This is a genomic window from Phaeobacter porticola (assembly GCF_001888185.1).
Taxonomy (GTDB): domain Bacteria; phylum Pseudomonadota; class Alphaproteobacteria; order Rhodobacterales; family Rhodobacteraceae; genus Phaeobacter; species Phaeobacter porticola.
In genome coordinates, this window is sequence record NZ_CP016364.1 from 1099631 (window position 1) to 1117638 (window position 18008).

Annotated in this window: 20 protein-coding genes; 15 read left to right on the plus strand and 5 right to left on the minus strand. The window is 57.9% G+C overall.

The window, feature by feature from the left end:
• Positions 1-3: 3 nt before the first annotated feature.
• The 11 genes from hisD to PhaeoP97_RS05420 all read left to right on the plus strand — a co-directional run bounded on the left by hisD (position 4) and on the right by PhaeoP97_RS05420 (position 9865).
• Positions 4-1314, plus strand: coding sequence for a histidinol dehydrogenase (gene hisD / locus PhaeoP97_RS05370; protein ID WP_072504201.1), 1311 nt, complete (start codon positions 4-6; stop codon positions 1312-1314).
• A complete protein-coding gene (locus PhaeoP97_RS05375) occupies positions 1314-2369 on the plus strand; it encodes an ester cyclase (protein WP_072504202.1) in 1056 nt (351 codons plus the stop codon). The genes hisD and PhaeoP97_RS05375 overlap by 1 nt, the downstream gene beginning before the upstream one ends.
• Positions 2366-3130, plus strand: a complete 765-nt coding sequence (locus PhaeoP97_RS05380) for an SDR family NAD(P)-dependent oxidoreductase (protein WP_072504203.1) — start codon at positions 2366-2368, stop codon at positions 3128-3130. Before PhaeoP97_RS05375 ends, PhaeoP97_RS05380 begins: the two co-directional genes overlap by 4 nt.
• Positions 3127-4146 carry a LacI family DNA-binding transcriptional regulator gene (locus PhaeoP97_RS05385; RefSeq protein ID WP_072504204.1) on the plus strand — a complete coding sequence of 340 codons (1020 nt, stop codon included), beginning with the start codon at positions 3127-3129 and terminating at the stop codon, positions 4144-4146. Before PhaeoP97_RS05380 ends, PhaeoP97_RS05385 begins: the two co-directional genes overlap by 4 nt.
• On the plus strand, positions 4143-5117 hold the full coding sequence (locus tag PhaeoP97_RS05390) for a nuclear transport factor 2 family protein (RefSeq protein ID WP_072504205.1): 975 nt from the start codon (positions 4143-4145) through the stop codon (positions 5115-5117). Before PhaeoP97_RS05385 ends, PhaeoP97_RS05390 begins: the two co-directional genes overlap by 4 nt.
• A gap of 150 nt (positions 5118-5267) precedes the next feature.
• The gene (locus PhaeoP97_RS05395; protein WP_072504206.1) at positions 5268-6230 is read left to right on the plus strand and encodes a cupin domain-containing protein; all 963 of its coding nucleotides are present in this window, start codon (positions 5268-5270) and stop codon (positions 6228-6230) included.
• Between the two features lie 18 nt (positions 6231-6248).
• Positions 6249-7373, plus strand: a complete 1125-nt coding sequence (locus PhaeoP97_RS05400; protein ID WP_072504207.1) for a cobalamin-independent methionine synthase II family protein — start codon at positions 6249-6251, stop codon at positions 7371-7373.
• Complete coding sequence (locus PhaeoP97_RS05405) at positions 7370-8062, plus strand: alpha/beta fold hydrolase (protein ID WP_072504208.1); 693 nt, start codon at positions 7370-7372, stop codon at positions 8060-8062. The genes PhaeoP97_RS05400 and PhaeoP97_RS05405 overlap by 4 nt, the downstream gene beginning before the upstream one ends.
• The gene (locus tag PhaeoP97_RS05410; RefSeq protein WP_072504209.1) at positions 8063-8758 is read left to right on the plus strand and encodes an RraA family protein; all 696 of its coding nucleotides are present in this window, start codon (positions 8063-8065) and stop codon (positions 8756-8758) included.
• A gap of 161 nt (positions 8759-8919) precedes the next feature.
• Positions 8920-9108, plus strand: coding sequence for a hypothetical protein (locus tag PhaeoP97_RS20890; protein WP_157891268.1), 189 nt, complete (start codon positions 8920-8922; stop codon positions 9106-9108).
• Positions 9032-9865, plus strand: coding sequence for an aldehyde dehydrogenase family protein (locus tag PhaeoP97_RS05420; protein WP_157891232.1), 834 nt, complete (start codon positions 9032-9034; stop codon positions 9863-9865). Before PhaeoP97_RS20890 ends, PhaeoP97_RS05420 begins: the two co-directional genes overlap by 77 nt.
• Positions 9866-10446: 581 nt before the next feature.
• Here the strand turns inward: PhaeoP97_RS05420 and PhaeoP97_RS05425 are convergent.
• Positions 10447-11286 carry an AAA family ATPase gene (locus PhaeoP97_RS05425; protein WP_027247594.1) on the minus strand — a complete coding sequence of 280 codons (840 nt, stop codon included), beginning with the start codon at positions 11284-11286 and terminating at the stop codon, positions 10447-10449.
• A 194-nt stretch (positions 11287-11480) separates the two neighbouring features.
• Between PhaeoP97_RS05425 and dksA the strand changes: the two genes are divergently transcribed.
• Positions 11481-11903 carry an RNA polymerase-binding protein DksA gene (gene dksA, locus PhaeoP97_RS05430; RefSeq protein ID WP_072506315.1) on the plus strand — a complete coding sequence of 141 codons (423 nt, stop codon included), beginning with the start codon at positions 11481-11483 and terminating at the stop codon, positions 11901-11903.
• Positions 11904-12022: 119 nt separating this feature from the next.
• Positions 12023-13252 carry an FAD-dependent monooxygenase gene (locus tag PhaeoP97_RS05435; protein ID WP_072504211.1) on the plus strand — a complete coding sequence of 410 codons (1230 nt, stop codon included), beginning with the start codon at positions 12023-12025 and terminating at the stop codon, positions 13250-13252.
• Positions 13253-13277: 25 nt separating this feature from the next.
• On the opposite strand, the gene PhaeoP97_RS05440 is transcribed toward PhaeoP97_RS05435, so the two are convergent.
• From PhaeoP97_RS05440 to xth, 3 genes are all read right to left on the minus strand, one after another.
• Positions 13278-14267 carry a Hint domain-containing protein gene (locus PhaeoP97_RS05440; RefSeq protein WP_072504212.1) on the minus strand — a complete coding sequence of 330 codons (990 nt, stop codon included), beginning with the start codon at positions 14265-14267 and terminating at the stop codon, positions 13278-13280.
• A 4-nt stretch (positions 14268-14271) separates the two neighbouring features.
• Entirely contained in the window at positions 14272-14469 is a 198-nt protein-coding gene (locus tag PhaeoP97_RS05445) for a hypothetical protein (protein ID WP_237028984.1), read from the minus strand.
• A 215-nt stretch (positions 14470-14684) separates the two neighbouring features.
• Positions 14685-15491: an exodeoxyribonuclease III gene (gene xth, locus PhaeoP97_RS05450; protein WP_072504214.1), complete on the minus strand. Its 807-nt coding sequence runs from the start codon at positions 15489-15491 to the stop codon at positions 14685-14687.
• A gap of 421 nt (positions 15492-15912) precedes the next feature.
• Here xth and PhaeoP97_RS05455 point away from each other — a divergent pair, with 421 nt between their 5' ends.
• Both PhaeoP97_RS05455 and PhaeoP97_RS05460 read left to right on the plus strand, forming a co-directional pair.
• Positions 15913-16149: a DUF6749 family protein gene (locus PhaeoP97_RS05455; RefSeq protein ID WP_072504215.1), complete on the plus strand. Its 237-nt coding sequence runs from the start codon at positions 15913-15915 to the stop codon at positions 16147-16149.
• A gap of 41 nt (positions 16150-16190) precedes the next feature.
• Positions 16191-17447 carry a DUF6902 family protein gene (locus tag PhaeoP97_RS05460; RefSeq protein ID WP_072504216.1) on the plus strand — a complete coding sequence of 419 codons (1257 nt, stop codon included), beginning with the start codon at positions 16191-16193 and terminating at the stop codon, positions 17445-17447.
• Positions 17448-17456: 9 nt separating this feature from the next.
• On the opposite strand, the gene PhaeoP97_RS05465 is transcribed toward PhaeoP97_RS05460, so the two are convergent.
• Positions 17457-17975, minus strand: coding sequence for a DUF421 domain-containing protein (locus PhaeoP97_RS05465; RefSeq protein ID WP_072506316.1), 519 nt, complete (start codon positions 17973-17975; stop codon positions 17457-17459).
• Positions 17976-18008 lie beyond the last annotated feature (33 nt).

An 18008-nucleotide genomic window follows, 5' to 3' on the forward strand; every position in this document is an offset into this window, starting at 1 on the left:
GCAATGGCAATAACCCATCTCAAACACGGCAAACCCGAAGCGGATCGCGCCGAAGACGATGCCAAGACAGCCGCCGTCGTCGCCGCAGTACTTAAGGACATTGAACAACGTGGCGATACTGCCGTGCGCGAATTGGCCAATAAATTTGATGGCTATGATCGCGACAGCTATCGCCTCAGCCAAGACGAGATTGATGCGCTGATCGCCAAGGTCAGCCCGCGCGATCTTGAGGATATCAAGTTCGCCCAGGCGCAGGTCGTCAACTTTGCGCAAGCACAGCGAGACAGCATGCTTGATATCGAAGTTGAAACAATGCCCGGTGTGATCCTCGGCCACAAGAATATCCCTGTGCAGTCTGTTGGGTGCTACGTGCCAGGCGGCAAGTTCCCGATGGTGGCCTCTGCGCATATGTCGGTCGCAACGGCCAAAGTTGCCGGAGTGCCGCGCATCATAGCCTGCACGCCGCCTTTTAACGGTGAGCCGAACCCTGCCGTGATTGCCGCTATGCATCTTGGCGGGGCGCACGAAATATACGTGCTTGGCGGCATTCAGGCCGTGGGCGCAATGGCGATCGGCACGGAAACCATCGCCCCTGTTCACTTGCTTGTCGGGCCCGGTAACGCCTTTGTAGCCGAAGCCAAGCGACAGCTCTTTGGCCGTGTCGGGATCGACCTCTTTGCGGGTCCAACCGAAACGATGGTCATTGCTGATGAGACCGTTGATGCTGAAATGTGCGCGACCGACCTTCTGGGGCAGGCCGAGCATGGTTACAATTCACCCGCTGTTTTGGTGACCAATTCGCGCAAATTGGCGGAAGAGACGCTCTCTGAGATCGACCGAATTCTGGAAATCCTCCCCACAGCAGCTACGGCGCGCGTGAGTTGGGATGATTACGGCGAAGTGATCCTGTGCAACACCTATGACGAAATGCTGGCGGTTGCCGACGATATCGCGTCCGAGCATGTTCAGGTGATGACAGACCGCGATGACTGGTTCCTTGAGAACATGACCTGCTATGGCGCGCTGTTCCTTGGGCCACGCACGAACGTTTCGAACGGCGATAAGGTGATTGGCACGAACCACACACTTCCGACCAAAAAGGCAGGGCGTTATACGGGCGGTCTTTGGGTTGGCAAGTACCTGAAAACGCATAGTTACCAAAAAATTACCACGGACGACGCGGCCGCAAAAATTGGAGCTTATGGATCGCGTCTTTGCCTTCTGGAAGGCTTTGTCGGGCACGCGGAACAGTGCAACCTCCGTGTCCGTCGTTATGGTGGCCAGAACGTGCCATATGGAGAGGCCGCCGAGTAATGAGCAGCCCAGACAGATTACGGGGGCTGATAACGCCCGTTCGAACGGCCATGGCCAATTTCGACAGCGCATCGGTGCAATCGGCCCTCGGCGCATTCATGTCGCAGGATGCGGCCCTGTATCTAAGCCATCCGTTCGGCGATCTGTCAGGACCACAGAGTCTATATGATGAGGCCTACGCTCCACTATTTAACGCGCTCTCCGATCTGGAACGCCGCGACTGTATTGTCACCGCGGGCACGGATACTGGCGGCAACGATTGGATCGGATGCGCGGGGCATTATGTCGGCACCTTCACGCGGCCGTTTCTTGATATTCCACCGACCGGCCATTTCGCCCATATGCGGTTCCATGAGTTCTATCGGGTTTCGGACGATAAGGTCGTGGAGATGCAGGCTATCTGGGACCTGCCGGAGCTTATGATGCAAGCCGCTGCCTGGCCCATGGTGCCCAGCCTTGGGCGCGAGATGTATATCTCCGGACCGGCAACGCAGGACGGGTTGCATTTTGAAGGGCGCACCGCTGCCCAAGCTGAACAAAGTCTGGAAACCGTGATCGGGATGCTGACTGACCTCTCTCGCCACCCAACCGAAGGTGGCCCCGAGATTATGCAGGCGGAGAAATACTGGGATCCGCGCGTCAATTGGTATGGCCCCGCCGGGATCGGAACTGCACGCGGTCTTGCTGGATTCCGCCACTGGCACCAAATTCCGTTCCTAAATGCGCTGCCTGATCGCAAGGGTGGCACAACGGGAACACTCAAATGCCATTTCTATGGTGACGGCGGCTACGTCGTCGCGACGGGGTGGCCAAATATGCAGATGAATGTCACCGGAGATGGGTGGTTGGGGATTGCCCCGTCCGGGCAGGAAATCACAATGCGCAGCCTTGATTTCTGGCGCGTAGAGCAGGGATTGATCCGCGAAAACTGGGTGTTGGTCGATCTGTTGGACGTTTATTCCCAACTTGGCGTAGATGTGTTTGCCCGATTGCGTGAATTCAACAAGGCACGCGTGCCGGGTTCTGTTTCATCACCAATTGGAGCCTACCAATGACTTTGCCCAAAACTCCTTCATTTCGTCTGGATGGAAAACGCGCGCTGGTCGCGGGGGCAAGTTCGGGCATCGGCTTGGCTTGCGCAGTTGCGCTCGGTGAAGCAGGCGCAGAAGTTACACTTGCCGCGCGGCGTGTCGATTCTTTGAATGCGCTCGTAGATAAGATGAAGGCCGCGGGCATGTCGGCCAGCGCCTTGCCTCTGGACGTTTCCAATGTCGCTGCTACGCAAGCGGCTGTGGCATCGAACGGCCCGTTTGATATTCTTGTAAATTCGGCAGGCCTGGCCCGTCACAGCCCTGCAGCAGATACGACAGAAGCCGACTTTGATGTTGCGGCTGACCTTAATGTCAAAGGCGCATACTTCCTGACCCAAGCCGTCGCCAAGGGATTGTTGGCCGCCGGTAAACCTGGAAGCCTGATCAATATCTCATCGCAAATGGCGCATGTCGGCGGCATAGACCGCGCCGTTTATTGTGCCACGAAACACGCGGTCGAGGGCTTTACCAAATCCATGGCCATTGAATGGGGCAAGGCGGGCATCCGGATAAATACGATTTGCCCGACATTTATCCTGACCGATCTGACGCGACCAACCTTCGAAGACCCCGAGAAACGTGCCTGGATCGAAGACAAGATCAAACTTGGCCGCGCTGGCGAAGTCGAGGACATCATGGGCGCCGTCGTTTTTCTGGCGTCCCAAGCTTCCGCAATGGTGACCGGCACGTCGTTGTTGGTTGATGGTGGGTGGACCGCAGAATGAGCAAAAAGCATGTTACCTCTGCCGAAGTTGCCGAACGCGCTGGTGTCAGCCAGTCTGCGGTATCGCGTACCTTCACGCCCGGGGCATCGGCCTCCAAGAAAACTGCCGAGAAAGTGCGCAAAGCAGCGGCAGAGCTGGGATATCGCCCCAATGTTCTGGCCCGTGCAATGGTATCGGGCAAAAGCCGCATTATCGGTCTGGTGGTGGCCTACCTTGAAAACCAATTCTATCCTGAAGCTCTCGAAAAACTGTCGAATGAACTGCAAAAACGCGGCTATCACCTGCTGATATTCCTGGCCGAGCAGACCGCTGGCCATATCGACATCGTTGTCGATGAAATTCTGGATTATCAAGTGGATGGCATTATTGCGGCCTCGGTTGCGATGTCGTCCGATCTCTCTGAACGATGCCGCGCGGCCGGTGTGCCGATGGTTCTGTTTAACCGTAGTCAGGATGACCCGAACATGTCCGCCGTGACCTCGGACAATTATGCAGGCGGGCGCAAGGTCGCCGAGTTCCTGTTGGCCGCCGGGCATAGAAAGATTGGACATATTGCAGGTTGGCATGGCGCTTCGACCCAGCGCGACCGTGAGGCCGGGTTCATTTCGGCGCTTGCTGAAGCAGGCGTAGCCCTGCATTCACGCGCCGAGGGAGATTTCTCGATGGAAAAGGCGACAGAGGCGACCCGTTCAATGTTCGCTTCAGATCCACCCGAGGCCATCTTTGTCGCCAATGACCATATGGCCCTTGCCGTGATGGACACGCTGCGGTTCGAACTGGGATTGAAGGTGCCCGAGGATGTATCGGTTGTCGGATATGATGATGTGCCGGCGGCCAGCTGGCCTGCCTACAATCTGACAACTGTGCGCCAGCCAGCTAATCGAATGGTTACAAACACCGTCGAAATTCTGCTCGACCAGATCGAAAACGAAATCAGCGAAACACGGCGTATCGCCATTGACGGGCCGCTGATCTTGCGCGGATCCGCCAAAATTCCAGAAGGATGGACCACATGAAGGGATTTGACCCGAAGTTCTCCGATTTCCCAGATTATATTCTGAAAATCACCAAAGAGATTTGGGAAGATCGCGGCATCGCGACGCTGAACCATTACTACACCGAGAACATTCCAATGCGCTTTCCCGAAGGCGTGTCGATCGGCAATCAGGGCACGATGAATGGCACACTGGCGACCTTGGCCGAATTCCCTGACCGCGAATTGACGGGCGAGGATGTGATCTGGTCTGGCAATGAAGAGGAGGGCTTCTTGTCCTCGCATCGTCTGCTGACCATGGGCACGCATACCGGCGGCGGCTATTTTGGCCCGGCCACCGGCAAGCGCTTTGTCATCCGCGCGATCGCCGATTGTGCTGCGATCAACGACCAGATCAATGATGAATGGTTGATCCGGGACACTGCGGGGATTGTGCTGCAACTGGGAATGAAACCCAAGAAGTTCGCCCGCAACCTGATCGCGCGCGAAGGCGGGCCTGAAAACTGCGTCAAGCCGTTTTGCCCCGCAGTTGATGTTGAAGGCCCCTACAAGAACCGCGGCAACGACAACGAATGGGGGGCACGGATGGCCGACATTCTGACCCGGATGATGGACAAGGATTTCGCCGTGATCCGGTCGGAATATGATCGCGCCGTGCAGGCCGAGCATCCGGCCTCGACCACCGCGCATTCATGGGCGGATACGGAAAAGCTCTGGATGGGGCTGCGCGCGTCTTTCCCGAATGCAGAGTTCAAGATTGAGCACCAGATCGGGCGCGAAGATCCCATGCTTTCGCCGCGTGCTGCGATCCGATGGAGCCTGCATGGCAAGCATGACGGATGGGGGATGTTTGGCCAACCGACTAGCGCTGACGTCTACGTGATGGGCTTCACCCACGCAGAGTTTGGACCATACGGATTGCGCCGTGAATGGACACTGTTTGACCATGTCTCGATCTGGAAGCAGATCCTGATGCAGACGGGGGCGTGCTAAGTGATAATGCGACGCACATCCCTTGATGCCAGTCAGGCGGCACGACGGTTTCACACCCACCGCGCCAGTCTGCGCGCGCGTCGGCTAAACAATCGTCCCCCCGGAGGGCGGGTTTGAACCACTCAAACCCAAACCAAAGGAGATACGAAAATGAGTAACATTGAAAACCACATCGTTCGCTACGGCGATCTGAAGCCCTGTAAAACTGCATTCATTGACGCCCATACGCCGGGGTCGGATCAGAAGGAAAACTTCACCATCATCGGTGGCGGTGTGTCTGAAAGCCCTGACCAGCACGTGCATATCGCTGACCAGATCGGGTTCAACATTGGCGCTGCTGGCCAACCACCGCGCTGTCGCAACTCGCTGCATGACCACAACACCGCCGAGATCTTCTTTGTCCTGAAGGGCAAGTGGCGGTTCTTCTGGGGCCGCTGGGGTGATGCTGGCGAGGTGACGCTGGAAGAGGGTGATATCTTCAACATCCCGACTGGCATATTTCGCGGGTTTGAAAACATCGGCACTGACTATGGAATGATCATGGCGGTCCTTGGCGGCGACGACGCTGGTGGCGGCGTGCATTGGGCCCCTCAGGTGATCAAGGATGCGGCGGACCACGGCCTCGTGCTGGGGGAAAACGGCGTGCTTTATGACACGAAGAAGGGCGATGTACTTCCCCACAACGTCAATCCCATGCCGCTCATGTCAGATGAAGACCTGGACAAGCGGGCCGAACCGACCACCGCAGACGTTCTGCCAAATCACGTCGCGCGGTACTGGGACTTGATGGCGCTGTCTGACAATCAGCCTGCTACGGTCATCGGAGCCGATGCGATCCTGCGTGATCGTCCCGGGTTCGAGGTGGATTTCCTGTCGCGCAACTCGATCTCGCCTGATGTGCACACGCATGATCAGAACACCGTTCTGATGCCTGTACGCGGGCATTGGAAAATCAGTATCCAAGGGGAAGAAAGCGTTCTGAACCCAGGCGACACCTGCCTGATCAAAGCAGGCGAGGCGCATTCTGTCACGCCGTCCATGACGGGCGAAGCCAGCCTTTATCGTATCCGCGCAACAGACGACCCAGCTGGCCTGACAGGTTCCGTACATTAATCAAAGAGAGGGCCCACTATGACCAAGATCAAAACAACTCATGTGGGCTCTTTGCCGCGCACTCAGGACGTCGTGGATTTCATTTTCGCCCGCGAGAACGAAACGCCATTTGATCAGGCCGCGTTTGATGCGTGTATGACTGCGTCCGTCTCGGACACGGTTCGCAAACAGGTTGAGGCGGGGATCGACATTGTCTCGGACGGTGAAACGTCCAAGATTTCCTATGCCACTTATGTGAAGGATCGCTACACCGGTTTTGGGGGTGACAGCCCACGCAATGCGCCCGCCGATCTGAAGATGTTCCCGGGCTTTTTGCAGCGGCTGGCGGATGACGGTGGCACGCCGCAATATGCGCGCCCAATGTGTGTGGGTGAAGTGAAGTCCAAAGGGCAAGGCGAGCTTGAGAAAGACATCGCGAACCTCAAAGCTGCGATGGGCGAGCATGGTGCGGAACGTGGCTTCATGAACGCCGCCAGCCCCGGTGTGATTTCGCTCTTTCTGCAGAATGACTACTATAAATCGCGTGAGGCTTATCTGGCTGCGCTGGCCGATGCGATGAAGGCAGAATACGAAACCATCGTTGCCTCGGGGCTGGATCTTCAACTGGATTGCCCAGACCTTGCTCTGTCGCGTCATATGCTTTTCACCGATCTTTCAGATGACGAGTTCATCAAGGTGGCAAACATGCATGTCGAGGCATTGAACCACGCGCTGTCCGACGTGCCCGCCGACAAAGTCCGCATCCATATTTGTTGGGGTAACTACGAGGGTCCGCATTGCTGTGACATTCCAATGTCAAAGATGTTCGACACGCTGATGTCGACGAAATCGCGCTATGTGCTGTTTGAAACCTCGAACCCGCGTCACGGGCATGAATGGACAACCTTCCGCGATCGCAAGGCGGACATTCCTGACGACAAGGTCCTGGTGCCCGGCGTCGTCGACACCACCACCAACTTTGTGGAACACCCTGAACTGGTTGCTCAGCGCATCGAACGCTTCGCCGACATCGTTGGCGCAGACCGCGTGATTGCGGGGTCGGATTGTGGCTTTGGCACGTTTGCGGGCTTCGGTGCCGTCGACCCAGACATCGCCTATGCCAAGCTTAAGGCCCTGTCCGAAGGCGCGGCACTGGTCAAATGACGCCACTTGTCCTGATCCCCGGCATGATGTGCGACGCGAGGCTGTTTGAGCCCCAGATCGCTGCATTTTCGGGACGTCGGGCTGTCATATGTGCTCCGATATCGGCGCACTCCAGCGTCGAGGAATTGGCCGCGAGCGTTTTGTCTTATGCACCGTCGCGGTTTGCGATGCTGGGCTTGTCTATGGGCGGCATCGTTGCGATGGAAATCTTGAGACAGGCCCCCAATCGGGTTGAGCGTATCGCCCTTCTCGACACCAATCCCTTGGCCGAACAAGAGGCGGTAAGAGCCCGTCGACTTCCCCAGATGATGGCCGTTCGAGAGGGCAGGCTGTCTTCGGTCATGCGCGACGAAATGAAACCCAACTATCTGAGCGACGTCCCGCGCAAAGTTGCGATCCTCGATCTTTGCATGGATATGGCGCTTGGTCTTGGGCCGCATGTCTTTCTGAACCAATCGCGCGCCCTGATGGACCGCCCCAATCAATCCGAGACATTGCGAAACGCCGATCTCCCCGCATTAGTTCTATGCGGGCGAGAAGATACGCTCTGCCCGGTGTCTCGTCACGAACTGATGGCCGAGTTGATCCAGGATGCGCGACTCGAAATCATCGAGGGTGCGGGGCATCTGCCGACTTTAGAACAACCGGACAAAACCAATGCAGCGCTTGCCCGCTGGCTGGAGGATTAAATGGACGACACGTTTCTGACCCTGCTGAAGAAGGTCGACACGCCGACCGTCTGTAACGCCATCGAAGTGGCGCAAGGCAAACGCGGGTTCAACGCTTTCACGCGTGGCACGATGCTGGCCTCACATCCCGATGCGCCCGCCATGGTCGGGTACGCACGCACTGCAAAGATCGCAGCTCTGGCGCCACCAGAAGAACCACCGGAAGCCATCAAAGCCCGCCGTATGGATTACTATCGTCATATGGCCGAGGGACCGCGCCCGGCCATCACGGTTGTCGAAGACATCGATTTCCCAAATTGCATCGGCGCATATTGGGGCGAGATCAACACCACGGTTCACAAAGGCTTTGGCCTCTCTGGAGCATTGACCAACGGCGTGATGCGCGATCTGGGGGATCTTCCGGATGGCTTTCCCGTTGTGGCGGGATCAATCGGGCCGAGCCACGGGTTTGTGCATGTAAAAGAAGTCGGCACGACGGTCACTGTCTTTGGGATGCAGGTTGCCGACGGTGATCTGATCCATGCGGACCGGCACGGCGCTTTGGTTATTCCGCCCGATGTTCTTTCAATCCTGGAAGCGGCAATTCACAAGCTGTTGGACACCGAAAAGCTGGTCCTTGATCCGGCCCGCCAAGATGGCTTTGATTTCGATGCGTTCGAGGCCGCATGGACGGCCTTTGAAAACGCTCGCACCTGACATTAGAACGCTAAGGAAAATCTGATATGCGTGGTTCAAACTTCATCAATGGGTCGTGGTCAGTCGACAAAGCCGGGGCATGTCATTCGGTGATCAATCCCGCCACCGGTGAGGAATTGGCAAAGGTGGCATAGGCCACCCCAGAACAGGTTGAAAGCGCCATTGGCGCTGCTTCAACCGCATTTCACACCTGGAGCCTTTCTTCGAAACAAGAGCGGATCGACTTACTTGATGCAATTGTTGCTGGATTGACGGCGCGACAGGAAGAGCTTGGTGAAACAATCCCAAAAGGAAATGGGGTTTCCGATAGATGCAGCGGTCTCGCAACAGGCAGGTGGCGGGATCGGTGAGCTTCGCACCATGTCTGAGGCTTTTGCAAAGATGGATTTGCAATATGCTTTTACAGCCGAGGATTCCAGCCAGCAAATCTCGCTTGAACCGGTCGGGGTTGCCGCTCTGATTCCCCCATGGAACTGGCCCCTTGCGCAGGTCACGTTGAAACTGGGGGCAGCATTGGCTGCAGGCTGCACCTGTGTTCTGAAACCGTCCGAGATGTCGCCATTGGTTGCGATCCTGCTGGCCGATGTAAGGGACGATATTGGCGCCCCCGCCGGGGTGTTCAATCTCGTACAGGGTGATGGCGCGACAGTTGGGGCACAACTCACCGCCCATTCAAAAGTCGACATGGTTTCGATCACGGGATCAACGCGTGCGGGGCGGGCGATTTCGATTTCCGCGGCCCAAACGATCAAACGGGTCGCCCTTGAGCTTGGAGGCAAATCGCCGAGCATTGTTTTTGCTGACGCCGATTTGGACAAGGCCATTCGTGAAACGGTCGGAGCCTGTTTCCACAACACGGGCCAGAACTGTAACGCGCCCACAAGGTTGTTGGTCCAAAGACCCGTCTATCAAGACGTCCTGAATCGTATCAAAGAATTCGCACCCTCGATCCGCGTTGACATGCCGCAAGCACGTGGCGATCATCTGGGGCCTTTAATCTCCCAAACCCAGATGGAACGGGTGCAGGCATATATTGAAGTCGCGAGGGAGGAAGCAATCGGGAAATGGACGCGAAGGTGGCAAATACGGCATCGAAGACTTCCTTGAAGCCAAGGCCATCGCCGGGTGGCCCTGAGGCTCTCATTGGTCTGCCAATTCGGTTTTTGCGAAAACCTTGGCATTAATCGGTGTGGGACCATTTCGCTTTGGACTGCCCGCGCTGATCGGGGCTAGACAAAAAACTGACCGTCGCCACGATGTAAATGGGCGTTTTCGACACGTCGCACATGCAGGTGACAACTATTGCTTTACTCACTGGCCGAGAATTGATCTTTTTACTTGCTCACAGGTCCCCAAGATCCCGCAATCCGCGCAGCGACCGACCCTTTATCGCCACGTATCGCCGAAATGGCCGGTTCCTGCGCCGCGAGGCAGCTTAAACTATCATGCACCCGATTACTTTTTTCTGCTGCGAGCGCGCGCAGCGAAAAACACAAATTCACAGTAAGGGCTCAAAGCGGACCATCTCTACGGCGTTCACCTAAGTGGCCTCTTTAAAGCCTGCGCGGATCTCTCAAATCTCAACCCTCGCGCAAAGCTGTCATATTGCTAACTGCGCCACAGTCTCGCACCAACAAAAAAGGCCCGCACAGGTGCAGGCCTTCTTATCTCTCACATTGTCAGGGCGGTCAGCGACGCCCTCTCGCCATGAAGGCGAGCCGCTCGAACAGATGCACATCCTGTTCGTTCTTCAACAACGCGCCGTGCAGTTTCGGCAGCGCATCCGCGCCATCGCGTTTCAGATCCTCAGCTGTCAGATCCTCGGCCAGCAGCAGCTTCAGCCAGTCCAGCACCTCCGACGTTGATGGCTTCTTCTTCAGCCCAGCGGTGTCGCGGATCTCGTAGAACTGCGTCAACGCGGTGGTCAGCAGGCTGTCCTTGATGCCGGGGTGATGCACCTCGACGATCTTGCGCATGGTCTCGGCATCGGGGAACTGGATGTAGTGAAAGAAGCACCGACGCAGAAACGCGTCCGGCAGTTCCTTTTCATTGTTGGAGGTGATGATCATAATCGGGCGCTGTTTGGCCCGGATCGTCTCGCCGGTCTCGTAGACGTGGAACTCCATCTTATCGAGCTCCTGCAACAGATCATTCGGAAACTCGATATCGGCTTTGTCGATCTCATCAATCAGCAGAACCACCTTCTCGTCAGCGTCAAACGCCTCCCAAAGCTTGCCGCGTTTGATGTAGTTTTTGACGTCATGCACCCGCTCATCGCCCAGCTGGCTGTCGCGCAACCGGCTGACCGCATCATATTCATAGAGCCCCTGCTGGGCGCGGGTGGTGGATTTCACATTCCACTCAATCATCCGCAGCCCCAGCGCATCGGCCACCTGCCGCGCCAGCTCTGTCTTGCCGGTGCCCGGTTCCCCCTTGACCAGCAGCGGACGCTCCAATGTAACGGCCGCATTTACCGCGATCTTCAGATCCTCTGTCGCGACGTAATCCTTAGTGCCCTGAAACTGCATCTTTTTCCCTGTCTCATTGCCTCGCTACAACCCCTGAGGGCGCGCTTATGCAGGTTTTAACCTTTTGTCCTTACTATTGTGTAGTGACAATCGCTTGCGCAGGGGATAAACGCTGCGGCATGCGGGGGGAGCCGCTGAGTTTGTAAACAATACCGAGGAAGACCGGCAGTATGGGGCAAACCAAAGGTAGCGAAATGAAGCAAGAAGTGTTTCTGCCGGATGATTATCGTCCAGCTGATAATGAACCCTTCATGAATGACCGGCAGCAGGAATATTTCCGTCGCAAGCTGCATGACTGGAAGCAAGAACTCCTGGCCGAGAGTCGCGACACGATTGAGGGGTTGCAGGACAACACCCGCAATATCCCTGATGTTGCTGACCGCGCCAGTGAAGAAACAGATCGGGCGCTGGAATTGCGCACCCGGGACCGCCAGCGCAAGCTGGTTGCCAAGATCGACTCGGCGATCCGCCGCATCGACGAAGGGGAATACGGCTACTGCGAAGTCACCGGTGAGCCGATCTCTCTCAAACGTCTGGATGCCCGACCCATCGCCACGATGAGCCTTGAGGCGCAGGAACGCCACGAGCGCCGGGAAAAAGTCCACCGCGACGACTGATTTTCTTGCATTTGTAAAAAAAATCATAACGCCGGGGCCTGTTGCTCCGGCGTTTTTCGTTTATCTGGGGGTATCGCGCGGCCAGAACGGACCGGCCTGTGTGCAGATGGCGGGACAAGATGAGACTGACAGACCGAAAAATCACCATCATCGGTGCGGGCATTGGCGGGCTGGCGGCAGCGCTGGCCTTCAGTCGGCAGGGCGCAAAGGTCACGGTGCTGGAGCAGGCCGAGGCGATTTCCGAGGTCGGGGCCGGTATCCAGATCAGCCCCAACGGGGTGGCGGTTCTGCGGGCTCTGGGCCTGGCAGATGATCTGGCTTGGGGTGCGCCACGGGCCCGCGCCGTGGTGCTGCGCAGCCACCGGCAGGGCCGCAAAGTTCTGCGGCTCGATCTGGATCAATATGCCGGCCCGGGACAGAACTTCTATTTTGTGCACCGCGCCGATCTGATCAATCTTCTGGCCGATGCGGCGCGTCAGCAGGGCGTCAAAGTACGGCTTTTGCAAAAGGTCGACCGCGTCACAAGCGGTGTGCGGCCCGTGGTGCATCTGGCCAATGGCGCGCAATGTGGTGGCGACTTGGTCATCGGCGCGGATGGCCTGCACTCTAAGGCGCGCGCGGCTCTGAACGGCATCACCACGCCGCGCTTTACCGGTCAGGTCGCCTGGCGCGCCACGGTTGCCAATCTGCAAAACCACCCTGCCGAGGCGCAGGTCTTTATGGGGCCGGGGCGTCATCTCGTGACCTATCCGCTGCGCGATAGCAGTCTTATGAACATCGTCGCCGTACAAGAGCGTAAGGAATGGGCCGACGAAAGCTGGCACCTCAAGGACGACCCGGACAATCTCAGGGCGGCGTTTCGCGGCTTTGGCGGCGGTGCAGGTGCAGTGTTGGAGCAGGTGGAGGAAGCCGCGCTTTGGGGCTTGTTCCGTCACCCGGTTGCAGAGGTCTGGCATCAGGGGTCGCTGGCGATCATGGGGGATGCGGCGCATCCCACGTTGCCGTTCATGGCACAGGGCGCAAATATGGCGTTAGAGGATGCCTGGGTTCTGGTTGATGCGCTGCGCAAGGGCAGCAGCACCGAGGACGGCCTTGCTGCCTATCAGGCCCGCCGCCGCGACCGGGTCGCAAAGGTCGTCGATGCCGCCACCGGCAATGCCTGGAAGTACCATCTGCGTCAGCCACTTGCCTGGCCTGCGCATCAGATCCTGCGTCTTGGTGGACGGCTTGCGCCACAGCGCATGGTGCAGCAGTTCGATTGGATCTATGGCCATGATGTCACCGGGGGTACAGCGGCCCCGGCAGAAAATGATCCAGGGGCAGGCGGGCCCATCACCACGCTGGCCTGACCAGCTGATCTGATGACTGCGCCGCTTAGATCGCTGCGGAGCTGAGCGTGTCCAGAACGGGTTTGTTGTTCTTTAGATGGCGCGCGACCAGCTGACGTTGTTGCCGCCCGTTTGGAATATGGCAGGCAGAGCGGATCGCACAGCCACCGTTCAGCACCTGTGGAAACAGCAGTGCGATCTCTTCATGCGCTTCCGGCGTCAATGTCTTCAGCGCTTCAGCCCCGGTATAAAGGCTCTCGGTTGGCGCCCCCTCAGCATAGAGGATTTCATGCTGGCCAAACAGCAGATGAAAATACTCTACATCGCCGGGACAAGGCTCAACAAAGATACCGGGCAGGTCCGTCAGGCGAATGGCGGCCACCAGCACTTCGGTCTCTCCGAACATGCGTTCAGCGATTTTCGAAGACACCAGCATACGGTGCTGCCGCGACACCAGAAGATCCCGTGTCGGCAACCCATTCCCCAAAGCGCCAGCAGTGATCCGGACGGGCCTCAGCTTGATGTTCTCCCGCACCTCTTTGGCAGATAGGGCGCGGCTCATGACCAGATGCAGCGGTTTGAAATCACCATCAGCGGTCAACACTCTGCTGCCCGCAGTCAGCGCCTCGACGGGCATGCGCCCCTGATCTGTTTCAATCAGCGTTCCACGGGTGAAGCAGGTGATTTCCGTATAGTTCCAACCTGTTGTGTGGCTTTGGTAATTGCCGAGGGTTGCCCCCACGGTGAAATCTGAATCCGGTGCCGGCACAAAATACCAGTTTCCACCGGTATTGAAGAAATAGAATGTCTCGACATGCGAGATGCCATTGGTATCCGTGAACGACGCGTCAATGGCGTAAGGGGTGCTGGATGTACCCCCAAATGGGCCGCCGTTGATGCTGATGGATTCATTCCCATCTCCGCCACCCTGATAGGTGGCGTCGTCATCATCAAGCGTGGCCGAATAGGAGGTGTTGTACTGGGCATTATATCCCGTACCGCTCCATCTAAATGCTGTGACAGAATACTGTGGCATGAATCTATCGTTTCGCCCTGGCTTGCTGATCTTTTTCGTCGGCCAGCGTTTCGAACAGGTGCCGCAGGCCGTGAGAATCCAGTTTGTACTTTATAGAATCCTGCCCAAGAACCTCTTCGGCCCGCTGGCGCTCTGATACGTCCACATCGACGCTGCCAAGAATTTCAAGCTCAGCACAGAATTCGGTGTTTTTATCTGTCACGCTTGCGGACCTCTGCTCACTCATACGGACTGAGTCTATTCTGTCGTTCAGAGTCTGGCAACTTTTTCAAACATATAGTTAACGCGTAGTGGCGCGTTTCTGCAGCGGTGCTGCCATTATGTCTGTATGACGTTTGAGCAGGAATAACAGATTTCCCAGTTTGGATGCTGGTGGAGTGTTGCGCGACGTCTTGCGCAGTGGTCCTGAACCGCTGGTCAAAGATCCAGATCCACCCAGACCGGTACGTGGTCAGATGGTTTATCGCGGCCGCGTACGTTCTTGTCGATCTGGCAATCGCGCAGCAGATCGGCGGCCTGCGGGCTGAGCAGGAAATGGTCAATGCGAATGCCATTGTCGCGGTTCCACGCCCCAGCCTGATAATCCCAGAAAGAATAATGCCCCGGTCCCTGATGGCGCGCGCGGAACGCTTCGGTAAAGCCGAGCGCCATGATCCGCTGGAACGCCGCCCGGCTTTCGGGGCGGTGCAGCGCGTCGTCTTTCCAGGCGCCGGGCGTCTTGGCATCCTCAGCCTGCGGAATGATGTTGTAATCCCCGGCCATCAAGGCTGGCATTTCCTCGGCCAACAGATCCTGTGCACGCTGCCGTAGCCGCTCCATCCAGGCCAGTTTATAGGCGTATTTGCCACCCTCAACCGGCTGGCCATCCTCGGTCAGTTCAACCGGATTGCCATTGGGCAGATACAGCCCGCAGATGCGGATTGCCTGTTTGCCCACCACTGTGGCCTCGATCCAGCGCGCCTGTTCGTCGCTGTCATCACCGGGCAGGCCGCGGCGCACGTCTTCTAGTGGCAGTTTGGACAGGATAGCCACCCCGTTAAAACTCTTCTGACCGTGGGTTTCGACGTTGTAGCCGCGATCTTCGAACAGCTCGCGCGGAAAGGCCTCGTCGACAGATTTGATCTCTTGCAACACCACCACATCGGGCTGCGTCTCGTCCAGCCATTCCGGCAGCGCATTGATGCGGGCCTTGATACCATTGATGTTGAAAGTGGCGATTTTCATGTCGGGTCTCCTGCCTGCATGGCCCAGAATGGGTGCGCCCGATCTATCGCCCAATCCGGACAAGGGGGCAAGGGCGAGGGGTTGCGGTGAATGGGAAAGACCAGAGCCAGCCACCACTGTCGAATCATCGCTTGGCGGTGTCCAGCACAGAGCAGCGTTGACCTTTGTAGGGCGGGGTTTTGCAACCTTGCAGAGATCACCTGTGGCGTGGGGCGATTGCTTTGTATGGCTGCGCGTGTGGATAGGTCTGTGGTCAACTTATGTAGAACTACGGGATTCGACGTTAGATCAGCGTATTCGACATTGTTTCTCATCCGTTTTTTCATCGTAAAAACAACCAATAGGCGTATTTCTCTATTGCTGATCTGGCAACCTCTGCCAATCGTCGAGGAGTGTTTTCACCTAGAACGGGAGACGATCCATGACCACATCAACCAACCGCCGCCAAACTCTTGCACCACAGGCGGCGACCCCGCTGACTGACCTTCATGTGGGCGACGGGGCTGCGATGTTCTCCTCCGGCTCGCTTTGCCGGGATGCCTCTGCTGACATGGTTGAGGGCGGCGGCACATCGCTGTTTTCCTCCGGCTCGGCGCCGCAGGACGACCGGGCCATGATCTCCGGCGCGGCCAGCGGCCTGTTTTCGTCGGGCAGCTAAACCACGATGACCCTGTGCCACGCCCGATTGGCGATCCAGTCATGACTGTCATTCTGCCATTCGCGGCCCCCGGATCCGGCATCGCCGCTTCGGGGGGGCAATCGCCGGACCCTGAATCTGTCATTGGACCGGGCGGGGACAGGTCGGCGGCCTCGTCGGTTGCGCAATGGGTCATGAGCTTTGCCTGCCATCGACGCCAGGCGCAAGATGCCTATTGGCTAAAGGAAAACGCCGAGCTGTTGAGCCTGCTCAACATCACACGGCGTGGCACGCCAGGTCTTGGGGGGACGGCGGGAACCAGGGCTGAGGCAGCCCTGGTTCCCCTGCGCCCCTTTTACGAGGACGCGGCGCGGACGTTGCGGTTCTTTCCGCAATATTACCGATTCATTCTGTCGATCTGCCTCGATTATGAGGATCTGTTGGGACACAGCGTACCCGCGGCCTCCACCGGTAGCGCGGCTGGGCTGGCGCATTGGGTGGCCCAGCAGGGGCTGGTCGAGGCTGAGTTGTCAGATCTGCAACGGGCTGAGGCCCGCCAGCTGCTGGCGCGGCGCGGTATCGTCTTGCCGGTTAATCCGGGGCTGGATGACCGGTTGCGCCAGTTCACCCGCCGCAGTCAGACCTTTGCCATTCCCAATCGCAAAGCCGCCTATGAGCTGACGCATATCGTGTTCTACCTCTCTGATTATGGCCGTCGTGACCCGGGGGTGGACGCGGCAACACAGCGCAGCCTGATCTATGCGGGGCTGGTGGCTGGTCTGGATCAGGATGTCGATTTGCTGTCGGAAATCTGCATTGCGCTGCGCTACTGCGGCGCGACGCCGCCGCCACTCTGGGAGCAGGCGCTGACCAGGGCGATAGGACAGTTCGTGCTGACCCCGGATGGCTTCAGTGGTGGCATGGATGGCTATCACGCCTATTTTGTCTGTCTCTGGTGGCAGATGGCGCAACGGGGTGCGAGCCTGCCCGATGGGCTGCTGCCTGCCGCAACGGCGGGGCAGGGTCTGCATATCTGTGCGCCCAACGCTCAGGGGCTGCTGCGTCCGCTCTCAACCTGCGTGATGGGGCTTGGTAACAATGCCCATGTCTCGCCACAGAAGTTGTGGCAGGGGGCGGTTGATCACATCACCGAACAATGTGGGCAAGCTGCGCGGCGGGAATTGCTCCGCCTGGGCAGCAGCACGCCGGAATTTGCAGAGTTCTGGCAGGTCTTCAGCCGTCCGGGGCATGCCACGACCCGGACACGTGGCATCGGGGCGGATGGTCTCAGCCTGACGGGCCATCCGCGCCGGGGGTAGGCACGGTTTTTAAGACCGCGTTGCGACGCCAGCGATCAGCCGGTCCTCCAGGTTGGTCCCATGCAAGACTGAGATGTCGCCGGTGGTTTCCAGAACCACCGCTCGCACCTCTGACAAGGCCAGCACGTTTGCCTCGCGCAGCTTGGCCAGCAGATCTCCCTCTGTGACACGTGTGGTGCGCAGTGCGTCATACAGAATCTCGCCGTCCCGCATCAGCATTACAGGCGTGTTCTGAACCGCTGCCTTGAACCGCTGCGAGGATTGCCGCAACCGGGCCACTCCGTATTGTACGCACAGCAGCATTGCGATGGAGAGGGTTGCCTGCCCGAAGGCAGTCCAGGATGTGGCCTGAGCCGCCCCGGCCAACAGGGACCCGATGGCAACGGTGACAACGAAATCAAACGCCGTCATTTTTGAAAACGCGCGCAAACCGATAAGGCGCACGGCGCATATCACCCAGGCGATTGCGATGGAGGACAGGAAAACCGATCTTAGAAACAGGTCCGGTAGGGTCTCTTCAACAAACATCATGCACCTCGCAGCGTTGGGTCTGACCGTGGT